The organism is Solimonas terrae (assembly GCF_011067135.1).
GTDB lineage: Bacteria > Pseudomonadota > Gammaproteobacteria > Nevskiales > Nevskiaceae > Solimonas > Solimonas terrae.
Genome location: NZ_JAAMOW010000001.1, coordinates 159,165 through 178,402 on the forward strand (window position 1 = coordinate 159,165; position 19,238 = coordinate 178,402).

General features: G+C 65.7%; 15 protein-coding genes. 4 read left to right on the forward strand and 11 right to left on the reverse strand.

Going from position 1 to position 19,238, the window contains the following annotated elements; all coding sequences use genetic code 11:
* Positions 1 to 17 precede the first annotated feature (17 nt).
* Genes G7Y85_RS00725 through G7Y85_RS00735 form a run of 3 tightly spaced genes read right to left on the reverse strand, consistent with a single transcriptional unit; the run spans position 18 to position 3,678 of the window.
* A complete protein-coding gene (locus G7Y85_RS00725) occupies positions 18 to 1,835 on the reverse strand; it encodes a trehalase family glycosidase (protein WP_166250701.1) in 1,818 nt (605 codons plus the stop codon).
* The gene (locus G7Y85_RS00730; RefSeq protein WP_166250702.1) at positions 1,832 to 2,749 is read right to left on the reverse strand and encodes an alpha/beta hydrolase; all 918 of its coding nucleotides are present in this window, start codon (positions 2,747 to 2,749) and stop codon (positions 1,832 to 1,834) included. The genes G7Y85_RS00725 and G7Y85_RS00730 overlap by 4 nt, the downstream gene beginning before the upstream one ends.
* Before the next feature lie 32 nt (positions 2,750 to 2,781).
* Positions 2,782 to 3,678: an alpha/beta hydrolase fold domain-containing protein gene (locus tag G7Y85_RS00735; RefSeq protein ID WP_166250703.1), complete on the reverse strand. Its 897-nt coding sequence runs from the start codon at positions 3,676 to 3,678 to the stop codon at positions 2,782 to 2,784.
* Between the two features lie 312 nt (positions 3,679 to 3,990).
* Between G7Y85_RS00735 and G7Y85_RS00740 the strand changes: the two genes are divergently transcribed.
* Complete coding sequence (locus tag G7Y85_RS00740) at positions 3,991 to 4,989, forward strand: LacI family DNA-binding transcriptional regulator (protein WP_166250704.1); 999 nt, start codon at positions 3,991 to 3,993, stop codon at positions 4,987 to 4,989.
* A gap of 138 nt (positions 4,990 to 5,127) precedes the next feature.
* Here G7Y85_RS00740 and G7Y85_RS00745 read toward each other — a convergent pair whose 3' ends face one another.
* Genes G7Y85_RS00745 through G7Y85_RS20120 form a run of 3 tightly spaced genes read right to left on the reverse strand, consistent with a single transcriptional unit; the run spans position 5,128 to position 8,063 of the window.
* Complete coding sequence (locus G7Y85_RS00745; RefSeq protein WP_166250705.1) at positions 5,128 to 6,867, reverse strand: DUF885 domain-containing protein; 1,740 nt, start codon at positions 6,865 to 6,867, stop codon at positions 5,128 to 5,130.
* A gap of 18 nt (positions 6,868 to 6,885) precedes the next feature.
* Positions 6,886 to 7,287, reverse strand: coding sequence for a hypothetical protein (locus G7Y85_RS00750; RefSeq protein ID WP_166250706.1), 402 nt, complete (start codon positions 7,285 to 7,287; stop codon positions 6,886 to 6,888).
* The gene (locus G7Y85_RS20120) at positions 7,284 to 8,063 is read right to left on the reverse strand and encodes a TetR family transcriptional regulator (RefSeq protein WP_206675451.1); all 780 of its coding nucleotides are present in this window, start codon (positions 8,061 to 8,063) and stop codon (positions 7,284 to 7,286) included. The genes G7Y85_RS00750 and G7Y85_RS20120 overlap by 4 nt, the downstream gene beginning before the upstream one ends.
* Positions 8,064 to 8,134: 71 nt before the next feature.
* Between G7Y85_RS20120 and G7Y85_RS00760 the strand changes: the two genes are divergently transcribed.
* From G7Y85_RS00760 to G7Y85_RS00770, 3 genes are all read left to right on the forward strand, one after another.
* A complete protein-coding gene (locus G7Y85_RS00760; protein WP_166250707.1) occupies positions 8,135 to 10,342 on the forward strand; it encodes a S9 family peptidase in 2,208 nt (735 codons plus the stop codon).
* A gap of 161 nt (positions 10,343 to 10,503) precedes the next feature.
* On the forward strand, positions 10,504 to 12,810 hold the full coding sequence (locus tag G7Y85_RS00765) for a TonB-dependent receptor (protein WP_166250708.1): 2,307 nt from the start codon (positions 10,504 to 10,506) through the stop codon (positions 12,808 to 12,810).
* Positions 12,811 to 12,818: 8 nt separating this feature from the next.
* A complete protein-coding gene (locus G7Y85_RS00770; protein ID WP_166250709.1) occupies positions 12,819 to 13,793 on the forward strand; it encodes a dipeptidase in 975 nt (324 codons plus the stop codon).
* Positions 13,794 to 13,872: 79 nt separating this feature from the next.
* Here G7Y85_RS00770 and G7Y85_RS20125 read toward each other — a convergent pair whose 3' ends face one another.
* The 5 genes from G7Y85_RS20125 to G7Y85_RS00795 form a co-directional block, all read right to left on the reverse strand.
* Positions 13,873 to 14,067 carry a ferredoxin gene (locus G7Y85_RS20125; RefSeq protein WP_166250710.1) on the reverse strand — a complete coding sequence of 65 codons (195 nt, stop codon included), beginning with the start codon at positions 14,065 to 14,067 and terminating at the stop codon, positions 13,873 to 13,875.
* A complete protein-coding gene (locus G7Y85_RS20130) occupies positions 14,064 to 15,377 on the reverse strand; it encodes a cytochrome P450 (RefSeq protein WP_166250711.1) in 1,314 nt (437 codons plus the stop codon). The genes G7Y85_RS20125 and G7Y85_RS20130 overlap by 4 nt, the downstream gene beginning before the upstream one ends.
* 365 nt (positions 15,378 to 15,742) lie before the next feature.
* Entirely contained in the window at positions 15,743 to 16,642 is a 900-nt protein-coding gene (locus G7Y85_RS00785; RefSeq protein ID WP_206675452.1) for a DMT family transporter, read from the reverse strand.
* Positions 16,639 to 17,880, reverse strand: coding sequence for a sarcosine oxidase subunit beta family protein (locus tag G7Y85_RS00790; RefSeq protein ID WP_166250712.1), 1,242 nt, complete (start codon positions 17,878 to 17,880; stop codon positions 16,639 to 16,641). Before G7Y85_RS00790 ends, G7Y85_RS00785 begins: the two co-directional genes overlap by 4 nt.
* Positions 17,881 to 17,889: 9 nt before the next feature.
* Positions 17,890 to 19,128, reverse strand: coding sequence for a metal-dependent hydrolase family protein (locus tag G7Y85_RS00795; protein ID WP_166250713.1), 1,239 nt, complete (start codon positions 19,126 to 19,128; stop codon positions 17,890 to 17,892).
* Positions 19,129 to 19,238: the final 110 nt, after the last annotated feature.

Genomic DNA, 19,238 nt, shown 5'->3' on the forward strand with positions numbered 1-19,238 from the left:
GATTCTCTCCTCATGAATCAAGATGCGGCCGCTGACGCATGGCCGGTATGCGGAGTACTTGGCTCCACGATCGGTTTCAGTGGATGACCGAGGACCTCGGTGGCCATCCACGCAAAGCTGGAATTGGTCCAGAGAAAGCCTTCCTGGACCGGATACTGGTGACCCTTGCGGACTGGCAGATCGAGGGTCGCGACATTGATGCGCTCGAAAAAACTGCCGTGCTTTGCGAACACCGCCGTCAGCGCCGCGATCCAGCGTTGCGCGATATCGCGTGCGGCCGCTTCGAAGCCATGGCGCCGCAGGCCGCTGACCGCCATCAGCTGTGCCGGCGCCCAGCCGTTGTCGCCATCCCACTGCTGAAGTGATTCGAAGCGATTGGAGCCGGCGATGCCGCCGCGCCGCAGCAGCGGCCGGGCGGCCTGCAGGACGCGTTGTGCCTGGCCGGGCGAGGCGATGCCGGCGAACAGCGGTGCGAAGACAGTGAAGCCGATACCCTGGCTGGGCTGGCGGGTTTCGAGATGAAGGCTGCGGTAGTAGCCGCCGGCGTCGTCCCAGAGATGACGATCGATCGCCGTGCGACGTTCGGCAGCGAGCCGGGCGTAGCGATGTTGCGGCTCGGCGAGGCCGCCGAATTCGGCCAGCCACGCGACATCGGCGGCGAACTGCGCGAGCAGCGCATTGAGCATCACCGGCGCGAAGGCCGACATCTCGTTCCGGCCGGAAGCGCCGCTGTACAGCACCGTGAAATCGAGACCGGATTCCGCCATCGCGCGGACATCGCGCAAGCTCTTGCCGAGCGCGGTTTCGTCGTCTTCGGAATAGCGTTCGGGGCGCTTCACGTCGAGGGCGTCCCAATGATGATGCAGGCCCGTCGCCGCGTCGTAGCGCGTCTGCGGATCGGACCAGAAATCGAGGAATTCGCTGGCAAGCAGCGGCACCGCGCGCTCGCGTACCCAGCGCAGCAGGTTCGCGGAACGTTCGGCATCGCCGTGCCGGCGATACTCGGCGGCGCTGGCAGCGACAACGGTCCGGATCAGGCGGCTCGACAACGGCGGTTGCGAGCGGCTCAGGTAGTAGTCGCGGTTGCCGTTGGGCACGAAGCCGAAGCGGCGGATCAACTCGAGGAAGTTGTCGGCCTGCATCTGCGCCAGTTCCAGGCGGCCGGTCGCGATCAGGCCGTCGATGCCGAAAGCCGTGTCCCAGTAATACGCTTCGCGGAAGCGGCCGGCGGGAATCAGGAACGGGTAGGGCGTGTGCAGCAGCGAACTGCCGCGGGCACCGACACTGGTTTTCACCAGCTTGCCCCATTGGGTTTCGATATGTGCGAAGGCCGCGCGCATGCCGGCGTCCGGATGCTCGAGCACCCACAACGGCCGCACCCGTTCCGGTTCGATGCCGGCCAGATCGTCCTCCGCCTGATAGGCCGAGGCGAGATAACGCTGCAGCAGTTCGCGTCGCGCCGCGAGCCGCTGTTGCGGCGCGATCGTGTTGAGACCGGCGAACGCCGATTGCCAGTGCGCGATCCAGTCGCTGTCGTGATCACGCCGGTGCAGGTCGGACAATGACTTGAAGTCATCGTGCAGGCGCAGGATGCGCGCTTCCTCGATCAGCGGGCTCGCGAGTCCGGGCGACGGATCGGACCGCCCGTTCACCGGGGTCGGCGCGGATCGCGGCAGGTGCAGCTGCGTGGCGGCCGGGACCGACGGATGGCGGACGCGATTGAGCAGGCCCCGGGCCCAGTCCGCGCGTGCCTGGATCTCGGCGCGATCGGCGGCGCCGAGCACGCCGTCGTCGGCGACGCTCCACTCGAACGCGTGCGCGACATCGACGCTCACGCCTGCAGTTCCCCGACCAGCATGTCGATGCACAGCGGCGCGGCCGAGCACAGGCTCGCCAGTGAAAGAAAGGCGTGCGGCATGCCGCGATAATTTTCCAGGCGTACCGGAATGCCGGCTTCGCGCAGACGATCGGCGTAGCGGAAACCGTCGTCCCGCAGCGGATCGGCGTCGGCCGTGACGATGATGGCAGGCGGAAGTCCGTCGAGATCCGGGGCAAGCAGCGGCGACACGAATGGATCGTCGATGGCGGCCGCACCGCGGTATTTCTCGATGATCACGGTCGCGTCGCGCCGCGACATGCCTTGCCGCGGCGGATCGATCGACGGCGACGCCATGGTCAGATCGAGGAAGGCGTAGATCAGCACTTGGCGGCGGATCACGCCGAGCCCGCGACGACGCAGGCTCAGGGCCGCCGTCAGGTTGCCGCCGGCACTGTCGCCGACCACATCGACGCAGGGCGATCGGGCCAGCAGGGCGTCGAGCGCATCCTCGCAGTCTTCCAGTCCCGCCGGAAACGGATGCTCCGGGGCGAGCCGATAGCCGACCGCGGTCACTTCCGTGCCGAGCCGGTCGCAGAGATGAGTGCACAGGTAGTCCAGCGAATCGACGCCGCCGGCAATCCAGCCACCGCCATGAATGAACAGGATCGGCACCGCGGACGGCTTGCGCGCACGTGGCAGGAATCGCTTGAGGGGAATCGCGCCGCCGCGCGCCGGCAGCGTCGAACGCTCGATGCCGACCTCCGGCATCGGCAGCAACATCCAGCTTGCCGGCACGACGGCCGCGCGCCGCTCGATCGGCATCTTCATCGCCTTCGCCGATGCGCCGCCGAGACCGAGCTTCGACAGCAGATGCGTGAGGTTCATCAGCCAGCGCAGCTTCCAGCCATCGAGTCTTGCAATCGTTTTCATATGAGGTCGTGCCTGCAGGTGTACGGGCGGTCTCAGCAGACGCCGAGCCGTTGCAGCAGGAATTTTCCGGTCGAGCGGCGGGCAGCGACCGCCTCCGGCGATTCGACCGGCTTGAACTGGAACACATGCCAGAGGCCGTCGTGGATCTCCAGTCGTGCGTCGACGCCGGCGTCCAGCATGCGCCGCTGCAGGCGCACCGCGTCGCTGAGCAGCAGTTCGCGCGTGCCGCACTGGATCAAGGTCGGCAGATAGCCCGCGTGATAGTCCGCGAACAACACCGAAACCAGTGGATCGGTGAGCGCACTGCTGCCGGCGTAGCAACGCGCGGTGGCGCCGAGGAAGTCGTCCGAGGTGTAGAACGGTTCCGCATCGTGCAGCGTGCGATAGCTGTCGCCGCTGCACGAGAGATCGGCCCACGGCGACCACAGCACCAGCCCGGCCGGCAGTGGCATGGCCCTGGCGCGTGCACGCAGCATCGCCGAGGCGGCGATCGCGGCGCCGGCCGAGTCCCCGTAGATGCCGATGTCGCCCGGTGCAAAGCCGTCCGCGTAGAGCGCAGCCAGTACCGCCAGAACCTGCTCGCCGATGCGTGCATGATCGGCCTCCGGCGCCAGCGTGTAGTCGACCGACAGGATGCGCAGGCCGGTTTCCTCGGCCAGCGGCAAGGTGCTGTCGAGGGCGTCGTGCGCGGCGCCGCCGACAAAGCCGCCGCCGTGCGTGTACAGCAGCAGTTTGCCGGCAACGGCACCGCGTGCGGGGCGGATGTCGGTGACCGCGACGCCGCCGAGGTGCATCTGCCGGATGTCCGGGCGGTAGCGTTCGAGCAGGGCCATGTTCATGGCTTCGCGTTTGCGCAGTTCCTGCCGATTGCGACGCCGCCAGGCGTCGGTGTCGCTCGCTGCCGGTGCGCGCAGGGCATCGCGTTCCATTCGCGAGAATGTCTCGTGAAAGTAGCGCCGAGCCTCCTCCGACAGATGAGGAGCCGGCTCTGGAAATCCGGGGACGGCGACAGGGGCGGGATTCAGCATGCGGCGAATGTAGTCAATTTTGAAATCGATTGCAAAGACTGGTAGATTGCATGCCGTTGATCCGGCAGGGCAGCGATCGATGACGACAAGTGTGTTGAAATCGGACACCGTCGCGAACCGACTGCGGCGCCGTCCCGGTGCCGCAGCGGGCCTGCGGCCCGTTGCCGTCATCCCTGAAAGTCCCGGAAGCATCCGCGAATCGGACCCGAGCCCTTGAAGAAGAACACTGGCCCCAAGCGGATGGACGACATTGCACGCCTCGCCGGCGTGTCCAAGCCGACCGTGTCCCGGGCCCTGCAGGACAGTCCGCTGGTATCCGACGAGACCAAGAAGCGGATTCTCGAGATTGCCAGACGACACGGCTATGTCGTCAATCGCAACGCGCAGAACCTGCGCCGCCGTCGCACCGACACGATTGCGGTGGTCATCGACTTTCCGCATCTGCCGGACAACCGGCTCACCGATCCCTTTCACTTCGAACTGCTCGGCAACATCACGAATGCCCTGGCGGTGCGCCAGCAGGATGTGCTGCTCTGCTCGTCGCAGTCCGCCCATTCCGGCGGCTTCGAACACCTGCTGTCCAACAAGGGCGTGGACGGCATCATCTTCCTCGGACAAAGCGGGCATCACGAGGAGTTCCGGGCGCTGGCCAGAACCGCGGTGCCGTTCGTGGTCTGGGGCGCCCATCGTGATGATGCGACGTACTGCGTGCTCGGCAGCGACAATCCGCTGGGCGGACGGCTGGTCGCGGAGCGATTCCGCAGCCTGAAACGCAAGCGGGCGATGTTCCTCGGGCCGCGCGGCCACATCGAAATCGAACAGCGACACCGGAGCTTTGCCGAGTCCTGGGGCAGGGCGTTCGAGGAACTCGAAGTGCCGGACCTTTCCTTCGTTGCCAGCCGCGACGCGATGCTCGAACGACTGGACTCGGGAAAGCCCGCGCCGGACGCCGTGTTTGCCGGCAGCGACACGATGGCCATGGGCGCGCTGGCAGCCCTGCGCGAACGCGGCATCGAGGTGCCGGCGGACTGCAGCGTCTGCGGCTATGACGACAGTCCGTCCGCCGTCCATCACTCGCCGCCGCTGACCACGATCAGGCAGGACACCCGCATGGCCGGCGCGATTCTCGTCGAGCGTCTGATGCAGGCCATTCAGGGAACGCCGGCCGCATCGGTGCTCCTGCCGACCGACCTGATCGTCAGGGCAACCTGAGCTGCGGGGCGACGCGCTCCGCCAGCTCGGCCGCTGCCGTCGCATGCGCGCCGTCGGCAGCCGCTACCGCGATCGATCATCGGACTGGTGCACGACAGGCGCGCCGGCGTCAGGCCCTGGCGCGACGTGGTTCGGCACTCACGCCGGAACGGGATCGCCGAAGACCTTGTCGAGGTGCCACTCCAGCGCCGGCAGCGGCAGTGCGCCGGCATCGAGAATCGCGCTGTGGAAGTCGCGATGGTCGAATTGGTCGCCCAGTCGTGCACGCACCTTGTCGCGCATGCGCAGGATATCCTCGTCGCCGAGTTTGTAGGCCAGTGACTGCGCCGGAATGCCGCAGGAATAGCGCAGGGTTTCGGACTCGATCTCCGCGTCGGCGCACAGGGTATGTTCGCGCAGATAGTCCTTTGCCCGTGCCCAGCTCCAGCCCATTGCGTTCATGCCGGTATCGACCACCAGGCGGCTGGTGAGAAACGCGTCCATGCACAGGCGGCCATAGCGATCGTAGGGGTTGTCGTAGAGGCCCATCTCGCCGGTCAGCGTCGCGGCGTACTCTGCCCAGGCTTCGTTGAACGCGTTGACCGATGCGTTGCGCCGCAGCGGCGACTGGGCTTCGTTGTTGCCCTGCAGGGTCAGGTGCAGATGATGTCCCGGCACCAGCTCATGAAACACCAGCGACGCGGCCGCGATCACGGCGAGGCTGTCCAGCTTGCCGCCGTTGTAGTGGTAGAGGCCGCGTTGCTCGGCACCGCTTGGCGGTTCGTAGTAGCCCCAGGTCATGCTGCCTTCGAGCGCGGGCGCGAGCCGGACCAGATCGTATTCGGCCGGTGAGCGCTGATGAAAGAATTCGTCGAAGCGCTGTTCGATGCGATCCTTGTGCTGGCGCATGCGGGCACCGATGTCGTCCGCCGAGGTGGCTTTCGCGCCGGGTTGCTCGCGTGCGTGCACGGCGAACTCGGCGGCGGAACCGCTGAAGCCGAGTTGCCTGCGCAGCTCGGCCATTTCCGATTCGATGCGCGTCATGCGTGCATGACCGGCGCCGTGTACCTGCTCGATCGTCAGTTCGCGCGTGACGTGCAGCTTGAGCAGCCATGCGTACGCGTCCCGGCCGCCGGGCAGCTTGTCGAGACCGACGCCATCGGGCGCCTGCCGCTCGTAGTCATCGTCCAGCTGGTCGATCAACGCCGTGAACGCAGGCATCACGCGATGCGTGACGCGACGCTGGATTTCCGCGCGCAGTGCCTCCGCGTCGCTCAGGCCTTGCAGTCGCGATGCGGAAACCGGGTAGACAGTTTCGGCCGTCGCCCGCAATCGCTCCAGCAGGCTGCGCACGGCGGGCAGCTGCGGCTTGTGAACGCGAATGCCGCGCTGCGCCTGACCCGCGGTGCGCTCGTGGATCTGCTGCAGCATGCGCGTGATGTCCGACAGCAGCAGCAGATAGCGATCGCCGTCGCTGTCGTTCGTGAACGCATGGCCGGCCAGCAGCGCGTTGATCGAGCCCAGCAGGTAGCCGCCGGTGTAGGCGGTCTGTGCGAACGGGCCATAGAACAGACTGCCGGTCGGATCGATCGCCAGCCAGTATTGCTCGGCTTCGCGGCTCCAGCCGCTCGCGTAGTGACGCAGCAGCTTGCTGGTCAGCGCCGCATCGTGCGGCAGTTGCTCGTCGTCGACGCCGTCCAGCAACCTGAGAATCTGCGCGCCCATTTCCGCGCGGCGTGTCGCGCCTTCGAAGCTCAGGTCGGGAATCAGGCCCTCCGGTATGACACCGGCCTCGCGCTTCGCGAATACGGTCCTGCCGAGGTGGTTCATCGCCAGGTCCGCGGCGCGGTTCACGGCGCACAGGGCCTGCTCGATACGGCTCATTTCATGGCGTGACATAAGTGCTCCGCTGAGATTTCAGAATTCCGGAAATTCGCTGGCGATCGTCGCCGCGCGGCCGGCCGCAGCGAAGGCCGGCCCGATGACGGCCATCACGCCGGGGTCGCCGTGCGTGGTGACAGGCTCCTCACCGTCGCCGCCCTGCTTGGCGCGTTGCGTGGCCTTGACGACCGCGCGGTAGTCGCCGCGATACAGCAGATCGGGCGCATCGGTGTCCGGCTCCTGCAGACTGAAGCGGACGCCGCGGTTCGGATTGAATTCGACCGACCACCAGACGGTCCGCCCGCCATCGTTCAGTTCGTAAACCATCCAGTAGCTGCGCGCGAGCTGCGCGCACTCGGCCTTGCTGTCGGCGTCCGCCGCGAGGATGCGGTTCATGATGTCGACGTGCTGCTGCGACATGAACAGAGGCGCGGTCATGCCGTGGCACCGGGCACGCGGCGTGTCCGTCTGGCCCGTTGTCCGTCGCGTCGGCCGTTGGTGGCGCCAGCCGGGCGTCGGGCAGGTTCCGGCAGGATGGACACCAGCCAGCGCAGGGAATGCACGAGAAGTTCGTGCGAGTCGCTAGTGCCTCTGGCCCGGGTGAACGCCAGCAGACGCGCCCGCTCGCCGGTCGCATCCTCGCGCTGCGCGGCAATCGCGGCACGCGGGGCCACGGCGTCCTTTTGCGCCGGGGCATCGTGCAGCAGCCGCGCACCGAGATAGGCATGTCCGGATACCACGCCCCAGGTCTCGATGGCGGCGACCGTATCGAAGCCTGCGTTTTCGAGCGTGCTGTAGGCGGCATCCAGCAATCGGTTGCCCATGCTTTCCACGTAAGACCAGTCCGGCACGGCAAGAATCACCGGGTTGTCCACCAGGAAGCGGAACAGGGCGATGTTGGTTTCAAGCAGCCATTCGCGCCAGTGCGCCGGGTCCGCTGCGCGCACCTCGAAGGTTTCCGCAAGCCGGGCGCCGAGCGCCGCAAGCAGCGCGTCGCGCGAGTCGAAGTGCCGATACAGCGCCGCGGCGCTGACGTCGAGGCGTCGCGCGACGATCGGCATGGTCAGTTCGCGCGCCGGAATCTGCCGCGCCACATCGAGGATGCGTTCACGCGAGAGAACGGCGGGGCGTCCGCCGCGGCGCGTTGCGTCGACCTGCTCTGTCCGTGTGATTCGGGTGCCGGCATTCCGGGGCATTCGTTCGTCCTCGTGCATTTGACAACATCGTTTGTTACGTGCTTAACATACAGACATGCATTGTATGTGACAAGCCTCCGGAGAATTTGATGAGCGCAGCGGTTCTTGAAGCCTACCGTGATTTGCCGAAGCTGGTTCGCGACGCAAACCTGATCCCGGCATGGAGTAGCGACGGCAAGACGCTGGGCTTCGTTGCCGGTGCGCCCGACGCGCGTCAGGCGTGGCGAGTGGATCTGACCAGCGGTGACAAGACGCCGTTGCTCGATGTGCAGCGCGTTCGCGACGCGCTCAAGGCGGCGACCGGCGTGACGCCGCCGGGAGCCGGACTGCCGTTCGAGGCTTTCGGTTTTGTCGGGCCGGACATGATTGCCTTTGCCATCGGCGCCGATCGATTCATGCTGGATCTCAACCGCTTTCTCGTGATTCGTCCGCCGGCGCCGAACATGATCGACACCATGTTCGGTCAGTCGGCCGAGGCGCGCATGACGCCGCGCACGTTCAAGCGATCGCTGCCGATGGTCGGACAGGTCGATGCCTACGAGGTGATGTCGCCGGACGGCCGGAACCTGCTCTCGATCCAGGACTACAACGTGTCGCTGCGTTCCGCCTACGACGGTCGCACGCAGGCGCTCACGACCGACGGCACGCGCGAAGTCGAGTGGACGATCGACTGGGCGTTCCCGGGCATGCCGCCGGTGACGAACTGGTCGCCGCAGGGCACGCACGTCGCGGCCTACATGGTTGACAACCGCGGCGTGCCGGAGGTTTTGTCCATGCACAACCTCGGCAACTTCGAGCACAGCAGCCGCTACTACTTTCCGAAGGCAGGCGGCGTCCTCGAAAGTCACCGCCTGTTCGTGCTCGACGTGATGGGCAATCCACCCGTGGAAATCCAGCTCGGCGATACGCGCGACCACTATCCGGTATTCGTCGGCTGGCTGCCGGATGGCTCGGAACTGGTCGTGCTGCAGATGAGCCGCGATTGTCGGCGGATCGACGTGTTCGCCGCCAGTGCGATCACCGGCGCGGTACGCAAGCTGTTCAGCGAAGAAGGCAAAACCTTCGTGCGCATTCACCACGACATCTATTTCAACCGCAAGCTCGGCTGCAGCTTGACGCCGGACGGTCGCCATCTCCTCTGGCAGTCGGAGCGCGACGGCTGGAATCACCTCTATCAGTACGATCTCGATGGCCGCCTCGAAGCGCAGCTGACGTCCGGCGACTGGCCGGTGACCGCGGTCGAACGCGTCATCGGCGGTCACGTCTACTTCAGCGCGCACTGCGATCGGAAGCGTCCTTACGATCTGCATCTCTGTCGCGTTGCGCTCGGCGGTGGAACGGTCGAGCAGCTGACCGAAGGCGAGGGCGTGCATCGCGTCAGCTTCGCGCCGAATGGCGAAACCTTTCTCGACACGTACTCGTCGGTCAGTGCGCCGCCGGTGACGGCGCTGCGTCGCGTCGACGGCAGCGTGCTGAACGCCGAACTGCTGCGTGCCGACATCACGCCGCTCGTCGATGTGGGCTACACCGCGTCGGAAGAGTTCTGCGTCAAGGCGGCGGACGGCGAGACCGAGCTCTGGGGCGTGATGTACAAGCCGCATGATTTCGATGCCGGCAAGCGCTATCCGGTGATCGAATGGATCTACGGCGGTCCGCAGATCACGATCGCCGAGCACGGCTTCCCGGCGCTGCCCGGGCGCGCCAACATCGGCATGCGTCTGGCGCAGCTGGGCTGCATCGCGATCATGCTGGACGCGCGCGGCACGCCGGAGCGCAACAAGGCTTTCCACGATACCGCTGCCGAGGATTTCCAGGGCACGGTGACTGCCGATCACGCCGCGGCGCTGCGTCAGCTCGCGGAGCGGCATGCCTACATCGACCTCGATCGCGTCGGTGTGACCGGCGGCAGCTGGGGCGCTTACTTCGGGTTTCGCTGCCTCATCGATCAGCCGGAGGTCTACAAGGCCGCGACGGTCTTTGCGCCCGGCTTCGATCCGCTGTCCTGCGTGCTCTACGAGTGCTATCTCGGCTTTCCGCAGACCAATCCGGACGGATACCGCAAGGCCGACATCTTCGCGATGGCGCCGCGGCTCGATCGGCCGCTGATGATCGCCGGCGGCACCGCCGACCACGCGACCTGGCCCGACGCCATCAAGATGACCGAAGCGCTGATCCGCGCCGGCAAGGACCACGAATTCGTCGTGTTGCCGGATCAGGTTCATGGCTTCGGCTCCGTGCACCAGGACTATCTGGACAACAAGCAGGCAGCGTTCTTCCGACGCCATCTCGGCTTCTGAGCACGACACGACCACGGCATTCCAGGCTACGGAACATGAAGATCATCAGTCGCGCAGCATCCATGCTCGCCGTTCTCGTTCTCTCCTTTTTCTGCGTCCTGGACCCGGTCCTTGCGCAGGAGCCGGCACCCACCGGCGACGCACCGAACCGCGATGCCGCCATGGCAGTGCCAGCGTCGGCGAATGCGGCGCAGGAATCGCAAGGCGACACGGCGGCGTCCCCTGCGCCGCTGCCGACGATTCCGGTGCCGTCTTCCGCGCCGGAGACGCCGCCTGAAACGGCCGATTCCGGTGATGCGTCGGCCGGACCGATCACGGAGATCATCGTGACCGCGACCAAGCGAGCCAGATCGGTACGCGACGTTCCCGTGTCGATCAATGCGATCGCCGGCGACACGCTGGAAAAGACCGGCGCACGCGACATCCAGGATTACATCGCGACGGTTCCCGGCATCACCATGCAGGACGGCAGCAATGGCGATGCCGGCGGGCGCAAGATCACCGTGCGCGGTGTCGGCCCGAGCGAGGTCAACGGGGTGTCCGGCAACCAGACCGTCGGGCAATTCATCGGCGACATTCCGATGACCGACCCTTACTCCAATTTCGTGACGCCGGATCTCGATCCTTTCGATCTGCAGACCGTGGAAATCCTGAAGGGCCCGCAGGGAACCTACTTCGGTGCGTCGGCGCTGAATGGCGCCATCCGCTACGTGCCGAACAAGCCGCAGCTTGACCAGTGGGAGCTGCACGGCTTCAGCGAAGCCCTGAGCATCACCGACGGCGGCATGAACGGCACCTATGCTGCGGCCGCCAACCTGCCGATCGGCGACAGCCTCGCCGTTCGCGCGACCGGCGTGCTGCAGAACACGCCCGGCTACATCGACAATCTTCAACGCGACCAGAAGGACGCCGACAGTCGCCGCAAGTGGAGCGGCCGTGGCGCCCTGCGCTGGCAGCCGACTGACCGGCTCGACGTGAACCTGATGTACCTCAAGCAGCACAGCAAAAAGGACGACGTGCTCGATGTCGACAACTCGAACGGCGAGCTGACCAACAACGAGCATCCGGGCCCGAGCAGCATCGAGACCGGTTTCGATCTGGCGAGCATCGATGCCCGCTACGACACCGGCGCTGCCGGTACCGTCGTCCTGCAGAGTTCCCTGCAGCACAAGGACGCACTTTCCGATCTGGACAGCACGCTCTTCACCGGTTCCGCGGGTTTGCAGAATTTGCGGGCCTACTCGAAAACCAAGGTCAAGGGAACCACTCACGAGCTGCGTCTGGTTTCGCCGGACGATGGCAACTGGAGCTGGATCGTGGGCGCCTTCTATCAGAACTACCACGCCGATGTTTCGACGGACGCGTATTTTCTGGGGACTGCGCTGCCGCTGCCGCCGCTGCCCATACTCGATCAGATCCTGGGGCCGCGGGGCCTGTCGTACGGTACCGTCCAGATCGCGCCCGAAGCCCGGGAAACGTCGCTGTACGGCGAGTTGACGCGCACCCTGTTCGACGACTGGGAGCTGACTGCCGGCGCGCGTTTCTACAAGACCCGGATTTCCGGCACCGCCGTGGCGGGTGGCCTGGTCGGCACCATCGTCCCGGATGCCGAAATCGATCAACACGACAAAGGCATCAGCCCCAAAATATCGCTGTCCTACAAGCCGTCCAGGTCATTCATGGTCTATGCGACACTTGCGCGCGGCTTCCAGTTCGGCGGCATCAACACCAACGTCTCGGGTCTGCCGTTCGACAATCCGCTGACCGGCCCGCCAGTGCCGCCGTCGTTCAAGTCCAGCAGCCTGTGGAACCGGGAAATCGGCATCCGCACCGACTGGCTGCATCGCAGCCTGCAGGCCGATGTGGTCTTCTATGACCTGGACTGGAACAACGCGCAGTTCGTGGAAAAGAACGACAATCTGGTCATCGACACCACCTACGTCTCGAATGTCGGCAAGGTCCGCAGCCGCGGTGTGGAAAGCTCGCTGATCTATGCGACACCGCTGGACGGCCTGATTCTGAATCTCGCCGCCGGCTACTCGAGCGCCCTGACCGCGACGCCGTACACGGCAGAGGACGGTTCGGAAGTGCCGTCCGGCACCGTGATGCCGAACAGCCCGCACTGGCAGCTCGCCGGCACCGTGTCGTACGAGCACCCGTTCGGTTCCTGGCTGGTCGGCGGTTCGATCGCCGACACCTATACCAGCCGCGCCTACGACACGATTCTTCACGACCACACGATATTCGACTACAGCGCACTCAATCTCGGGCTCAGTCTCGCGCGCCCCGACCTCGCCGGATCGCCGGCACTCAGCTTCGACGTGACCAATGTGCTCGACAGGCGCGGCGTCGTCGGCCGCGGCACGTTCACGGGCGTTTCCGGCCTGACCGGCGGCCCGGAAACACCGTCGTACATTTTCATCCGTCCACGCACGTTCGCCCTGCGCCTGTCCTTCGACTTCCAGTGAGCACGCCGGTGACCGATGTACTCCGCCGCAGCATCGTCTGGGACAACCATGCCTGCATGCCGCTGCGTCCGGACGATCATGATTTTCTGCCGCAGCTCGAGCGGCACAGGGCAGGGGGTGCCACCGTCGTCGTGCTCAACGTGAGCTGCGATTGCGACGCCATCCTGCGACCTTTCGAGATGCTGGCGGCGTTCCGCAGCTGGCTGGCGTGCCGACCGGACGCGTATCTGATCGGCAGCAGCGTCGCCGACATCCTGCAGGCAAAACGCGAAGGCAAGCTGGCCGTGTTCTTCGACATGGAAGGCGGCATTCCGGTACAGGACGATCCGGAAGCCGTGGCACGGCTCTACGCACTCGGCGTGCGCTGGATGTTGCTGGCCTACAACGTCGGCAATCGCCTGGGTGGCGGCTGCCAGGAGGAGGACACCGGGCTTACCGCACAGGGGCGCCGCGTGCTCGATGTGATGAAGCGCGTCGGCATGGTGCTCTGCTGCACCCATACCGGCGCCCGCACCGTACGCGAGGCCATGGCGTACATGGAACAACCGGTGATCTTTTCACACTCCAATCCGCGCGCCCTGCATGATCACCCCCGCAATATCCCGGATGAACTGATCCGCGCCTGCGCCGCCACCGGCGGCGTGATCAACATCAATGGCATCGGCCTGTTCCTCGGTGGCAACGACAACTCCACCGACACCTACGTGCGTCATGTGCGCTACGTCGCCGACCTCGTCGGTGCGGAGCACGTCGGCATCGGGCTCGACTACGTTTTCGATCGCAGGGAACTGGACGACTTCGTGACCGGCAATCCGCAGATCTTCCCGCCGGCACTGGGATACGCGGCCGGCATCAGGATGATCGAGCCCGATCGCATCCCGGCGATTGCCGAGGCCCTGCTGGCCGGCGGCTGGAGCGATGCCGAGCTGGAAGGCTTTCTCGGCGGCAACAACCTGCGGGTTGCGCGCGCGGTCTGGAAATGAAAAGCCCCAGCGAAGCCGCGCTTCGGCGCCGGTTCGCGGGGGTGTGTTTCGCCGTCGTGCAGCCGGTTTTTCCGGCAGCTCAGTCTTCGCTCACGCTGATCGCGCCCGACGGACATTGCGCGGCTGCCTGACGCACCGCCTCTTCGAGTTCCTTCGGCACGTCGCCGACCCGCGCCACGGCATAACCTTCGTCGTGCAACTCGAACACCTCTGGGCAGACGCCCAGACAGGCGCTGAAGCCGGCACAGACCCCGGCGTCGACACGGACTTTCACTTCGCGCCTCCCGATACCGGATCGAATTCCAGTGCGAGGTGCGTCAAGCCGCGCAGGATGAAGGTCGGCAGATAACCGTAGCGGCGCGCGCCGGCCGGTCCGTGGACTTTCTCGTTGATGCGGATGTCGCGGGTGCGGTCGAACATGCGGTTCAGCGCGACGACCGCTTCGGCGCGGGCCAGCGGTGCGCCCGGGCAGGTGTGGCGGCCGCGGCCGAAGGCGACGTTCAGGCGCGCGTCGGCACGATTGAGCTGGAACTCGCCCGGGTTTTCGAACTTGCGCGCATCGCGGTTGGCGGCGCTGTTGGCGATGTACAGGAAGCTGCCGGCCGGAATGTCGACGCCGCCGACCTGCGTCGGTTTCTTCGCCAGACGGAAGTCGCCCTTGACCGGGCCTTCGAAGCGCAGGCATTCCTCGACGAAATTTGGAATGAGACTGCGATCTTCGCGCAGGCGCTTCTGCAGGTCGGGGCGATCACCGACAACCTGGAAGGCGTAGCTGAGCAGTCGCACCGTGGTTTCCTGCCCGGCGGCGAACAGGTTGGCGGCGATGCGCGCGACATCGAGCGGCGTCGGCACCGACTTGTCGGGGAAGGTGGCCTTCGCCAGACCCGTCAGCACATCGCTGGTCGGGTGGACGCGACGGTCTTCGATGTACGCCGAGAAGGTGCTGTACAGCCACTCCAGCGGCGAGTGGTGAGCGTCGCGATCCTCGGTGCCGCCGATGGTGGCCTGTTCGCGTTCGTTGCGGATCAGCTGCTGGCGGAACTTGATGCGATCCTCGGCCGGCACGCCGAGCAGGTCGGAGACCACGAGTACGGCGAAAGGCTGGGCGAAGGCGTCCATGATTTCGCACTCGCCCTTGTCGATGAAGGTGTCGATCTGCTGATCGGCCAGCTTCCACATGAACTCCTCGTTTTCCTTGAGGCGCTTGGGCGTGATCAGCGCCATCAGCAGGGCGCGATGATTCGTGTGCGTCGGCGGGTCCATCGTCGGCAGCTGATCGTAGAACGGCGTCTTGTCGCGCCAGGCCTCGATCAGCCCGGAAATGTCCTCGTTTTCCTTGCCCTTCAGCGGAATCGGGCAGCCGGCGAACGGACCGGTGGTCGACATGCACGAGGAGAAGCGATCGGGATCGTTGTAGATCTCGAGGGCTTCGTCGTAGCCGGTGACCATGAAGATGCCCTGATGCGGCTCGCGCAGCACCGGCGACTGCGCCCGGAGGTAATCGAAATAGGGGTAAGGATCGTTCACGAAGCGATCGCTGCGGAAGAAATCGTGCTTTTCAAACTCGTGCTGCTTATCGTTCATGTCGACTCCGTATTCGCGCTTCTGTTTGCGGCGTGAGCGTTCTTCGCCAATGGCCGGGCTTGCCCGAGGTGGCCGCGGCGTGTGCAGCATGAGCACCATGAGGGTGCCCGCTGTTCACCAATCACCGGTGGCCAGGCAGGCCGCCGCGAAGTATAAATGAACAGCGGTGTCGTCCAACAGCGACCGGCGCAGCAGCGCGAAAGCCGGCCGGTGTCCTGACCGATGCGGCCGCGATGTCGTCCTGATTTCCGGCGGAACTGCCATGTGACCGTGCTGGTCGGTGGACCGTGTACTCGATCGGATGCGCCGAAGCTGCCGGGCCCGCGCGGAGTCGTGATCGATCCGCTGGCGTGCGCAGGCGCCGATCAATTGGCCGCGGCCTGCTCCAGAGTCCGCGCGGCGAGCCGTGACCTCATGGCGACGGCGCCCCCCGAAACCGCCACGATCATCATTCCCAGAACGCCGGGGCCATCGGGGATGTGACCGAACACCAGCCATCCGAGAAAGCTGGCCCACACCAGCTGGGCGTACTGCAAGGGAGCCAGCGCCGAGGCTGCGGTATGGCGATGCGCCGCGGTGAACAGGAAATGGCCGACGCCCCCGAGGACACCGGTGCTGCAGAACAGCGCCAGATGCGTGAGCGGCGGCAGCGGGCCCGTCCAGAACCACGGCAACAAGGCGCCGTAGCCGACGGCACCGACCAGAGCCGTATAGAACAGCAAGGCGATCGTGCGCTCGGTCGTGGCCAGCACACGCGACAGCAACTGGTAGACCGCGTTGGCGGTCGCAGCGCAAATGGCCAGCAGCACGCCCACCGCATCGAGGCCGGCGCCCGGGCGTGCGATCAGCAACACGCCGACAAAGCCGGCGACCGCGGCCATCAGGCCGAACCGGGTCACGTATTCCCGCAATACCGGGCCGGCCATGAGCACGACCAGCATCGGCGACAGAAACACGATGGCCGTGCTCTCGGCCACCGGCATTCGTTGCAGTGCCAAAGTCAGGCACATCGAGGCGACGGCGAGACAGCCGGCCCGGATCAGGACGAGGTCGGTGCGTTGCGTCTGGAACAGCCTGCGCCCCTGCGAGGGATACAGGAGCACAAGCATCAGCAGGCATTGCACGATATAGCGAAGCGCCACGACCATCGGTGCCGGATAGCGCGCCGCAAGGTACTTGGTGGTCGTGTCCATGCAGGCGAACAGCAGGACACCGAAGCAGAACAGTGCGATGCCGCCGAGCGTGTTTTTCGACGTGGACCTCAATGCGCGATTCCCGATGCGCCGGCCTCGTCGATCAGGGCGCCGGAACTGAAACGTTCGAGTCCGAACGGCTCGATCAGCGGGTGGCACTTGCCGGTCGCCAGGGTGTGGGCCATCGTGTACCCGCCGGCCGGCGTCGCCTTGAAGCCGCCGGTGCCGAACCCGCAGTTGAGATAGAGACCATCGATCGGCGAGGGGCCCAGGATCGGCGAGGAGTCCTTCACCACGTCGCAAATCCCGGCCCACTGACGCATGAAGCGCAGGCGGGAGAATGCCGGGAACAGTGCCAGCATGCCGGCCGTGACGGTTTCGATCGTATGAAAGTTGCCTCGCTGCGCATACGACGGATACAGGTCGAGCGCGCCCCCGATCAGCACTTCGCCCTTGTCGGTCTGGCTGATGTAGATGCCGGTGGACGGCGACAGCACCAGCGTGTTGAGCGAAGGTTTGATCGGTTCCGAAACGAAGGCCTGAAGCGCATAGCTGGTGATCGGCAGGCGCAGCCCGGCCATCGCCGCCAACCGGCTCGTGTGTCCGGCAACCGAAAGGCAGACGCGGGCCGCAGCGATGTCGCCGCGGCTGCTGCGCACGCCGCTGACGCGGTTGCCGTTCATGATGAAGCCCGTCACGGCGCAGCCCTGGATGATGTCGACGCCGTGCCGGTCCGCGCCGCGTGCATATCCCCAGGCAACGGCATCGTGACGTGCCGATCCGGCGCGGTTCTGCACCAGTCCGCCAAGAACCGGAAAGCGGCCATCCATTCGCAACAGGGGCTCGCGTCGACGCACCTCGTCGGGCGACAGCCACTCGCCGTCGATGCCGTTGAGCTTCATCGCGTTCAGCAGGCGACGCGACATCTCGACCTGATGGCGGTCGTGCGCGAGCGTCACTTGTCCGCGCTGCGACAGCATGACGTTGTAATTCAGCTCCCGGCTCAGACCTTCCCACAACTGCAGCGACTTCTCGTAGAACGCGGCAGACTCCGGGTAAAAGTAGTTGGAGCGCACGACAGTCGTGTTGCGACCGGTGTTGCCGCCGCCGATCCAGCCCTTTTCGAGCACTGCGACATTGGTGATCCCGTGATTCTTCGCGAGGTAGTACGCGGTGGCGAGGCCGTGGCCGCCACCGCCGACGATGACGACGTCGTAGGACGACTTCGGGCTGGGATTGCGCCACAGGGGCCGCCAATGGCGATGTCCGCTCAGGGCGTTGATCGCAAGTGAAAGTGCGGAGTAGCGCAAGGCTCTATCTCAAATCCGGTTACGAACGAAGTCGCCGCCCTTCATGATCATCGAGAAGTGCTCGTCGGGCCTGGCCATGACGTGAATGTCGCGCAGCGGATTCCGGTCGACGGCGATGAGGTCGGCATAGGCGCCCGGCGCAATGCTGCCGACCACGCCGCTTTTCTGCATGATCTCGGCGTTGATGCTGGTCGCCGAGCGCAGCAGTTCGATCGGCTTGAAGATTTCCGAGCGGAAACTGAATTCCAGACTCTGCATTGGATGGAATCGCTCCTCGAACAGATCCGTGCCCATGCCGACGCGTGCGCCGGCGCGCTGCAGGTACTCCAGCGATCGATAGGCGCCGGCATGGGCGATCCCGAGCTTCTCCAGGCTCTCGCCGAACAGGCCCAGCTCCGGGCCATGGCGCATGACCTGCTCCAGCACGGCGATCGTCGGCACCGCGTAGGTTCTGCCGTCCGCTGCCGCGATCAGCCTGGCGGTGTCCTCGGTGATGAGCGTGCAGTGATCGATGGAGCGGATGCCGTGCTGCAGGCATCGGCGCGCGCCGTCGTCGGTGTGGCAGTGCGCCATCACGTACTTGCGCCGGCTGCCGGCCTCGTGGACTGCTGCCTCGATTTCCGCGTCGGTGTACTGCGGCATCCAGATCGGATCGGTGGGCGAGGAGACGCCGCCGGAAATGAACAGCTTGATGTGGTCGGCACCCTTGCGCAGTTCATTGCGGCAGAACTTGCGCACATTGTCGACGCCATCGACGACCTCGGAGAACGTGTTGTTCGCGGAGCAGCCGCAGGGGCTCTCGGCGTGGTCGGCCTGACGCATGTCGCCGTGGCCGCCGGTCTGCGACAGGGCCTTGCCGCCGTAGTAGAGGCGCGGGCCTTCGAACAAGCCCTGGCTGATGGCCAGATGCAGGCCGACCTCGCCGCCGCCCGGGTCGCGCACCGTTGTATAGCCGCGGTGCAGGGTGCCCCTGAGCAGACGCGCGGCGTGGGCAACCTTCAGCGGCATCGTCATGTTGTCGACGAGGGACATGTTCAGCGAGATGCTGTAGGCGTGGAAGTGCGCGTCGAGCAGCCCGGGCATGACGAAACGGCCGCCCATGTCGATCACCGCGGCGTCCGGAATCTTCGCTTCGCCGGCGGCGACCTCACGAATCCGGTCTCCTTCGATCACGACGCTGCCCCCTTCGATCAGCGCCTCGTTGCTGCCATCGAAGATGACGCAGTTTTTCAGGATCTTGATGCTCATGCCGGCTCCCTCGAAAACCTGTGACGCCTTGATCAAGGCGACGTGATCACGCACGCACGACGGTGACAGCGATCCGCTCCGGACGCTGCGGCTCGGTGCCGCCGAAGCGA

What these genes read in the sequence shown, in the direction of transcription:
- G7Y85_RS00730 (WP_166250702.1), bottom strand. Translation starts at nt 2,749, where the DNA reads ATGAAAACGATTGCAAGACTCGATGGCTGGAAGCTGCGCTGGCTGATG.
- G7Y85_RS00735 (WP_166250703.1), bottom strand. Translation starts at nt 3,678, where the DNA reads ATGGAACGCGATGCCCTGCGCGCACCGGCAGCGAGCGACACCGACGCC.
- G7Y85_RS00745 (WP_166250705.1), bottom strand. Translation starts at nt 6,867, where the DNA reads ATGTCACGCCATGAAATGAGCCGTATCGAGCAGGCCCTGTGCGCCGTG.
- G7Y85_RS00750 (WP_166250706.1), bottom strand. Translation starts at nt 7,287, where the DNA reads ATGACCGCGCCTCTGTTCATGTCGCAGCAGCACGTCGACATCATGAAC.
- G7Y85_RS20120 (WP_206675451.1), bottom strand. Translation starts at nt 8,063, where the DNA reads ATGCACGAGGACGAACGAATGCCCCGGAATGCCGGCACCCGAATCACA.
- G7Y85_RS00760 (WP_166250707.1), top strand. Translation starts at nt 8,135, where the DNA reads ATGAGCGCAGCGGTTCTTGAAGCCTACCGTGATTTGCCGAAGCTGGTT.
- G7Y85_RS00765 (WP_166250708.1), top strand. Translation starts at nt 10,504, where the DNA reads ATGGCAGTGCCAGCGTCGGCGAATGCGGCGCAGGAATCGCAAGGCGAC.
- G7Y85_RS20130 (WP_166250711.1), bottom strand. Translation starts at nt 15,377, where the DNA reads ATGAACGATAAGCAGCACGAGTTTGAAAAGCACGATTTCTTCCGCAGC.
- G7Y85_RS00795 (WP_166250713.1), bottom strand. Translation starts at nt 19,128, where the DNA reads ATGAGCATCAAGATCCTGAAAAACTGCGTCATCTTCGATGGCAGCAAC.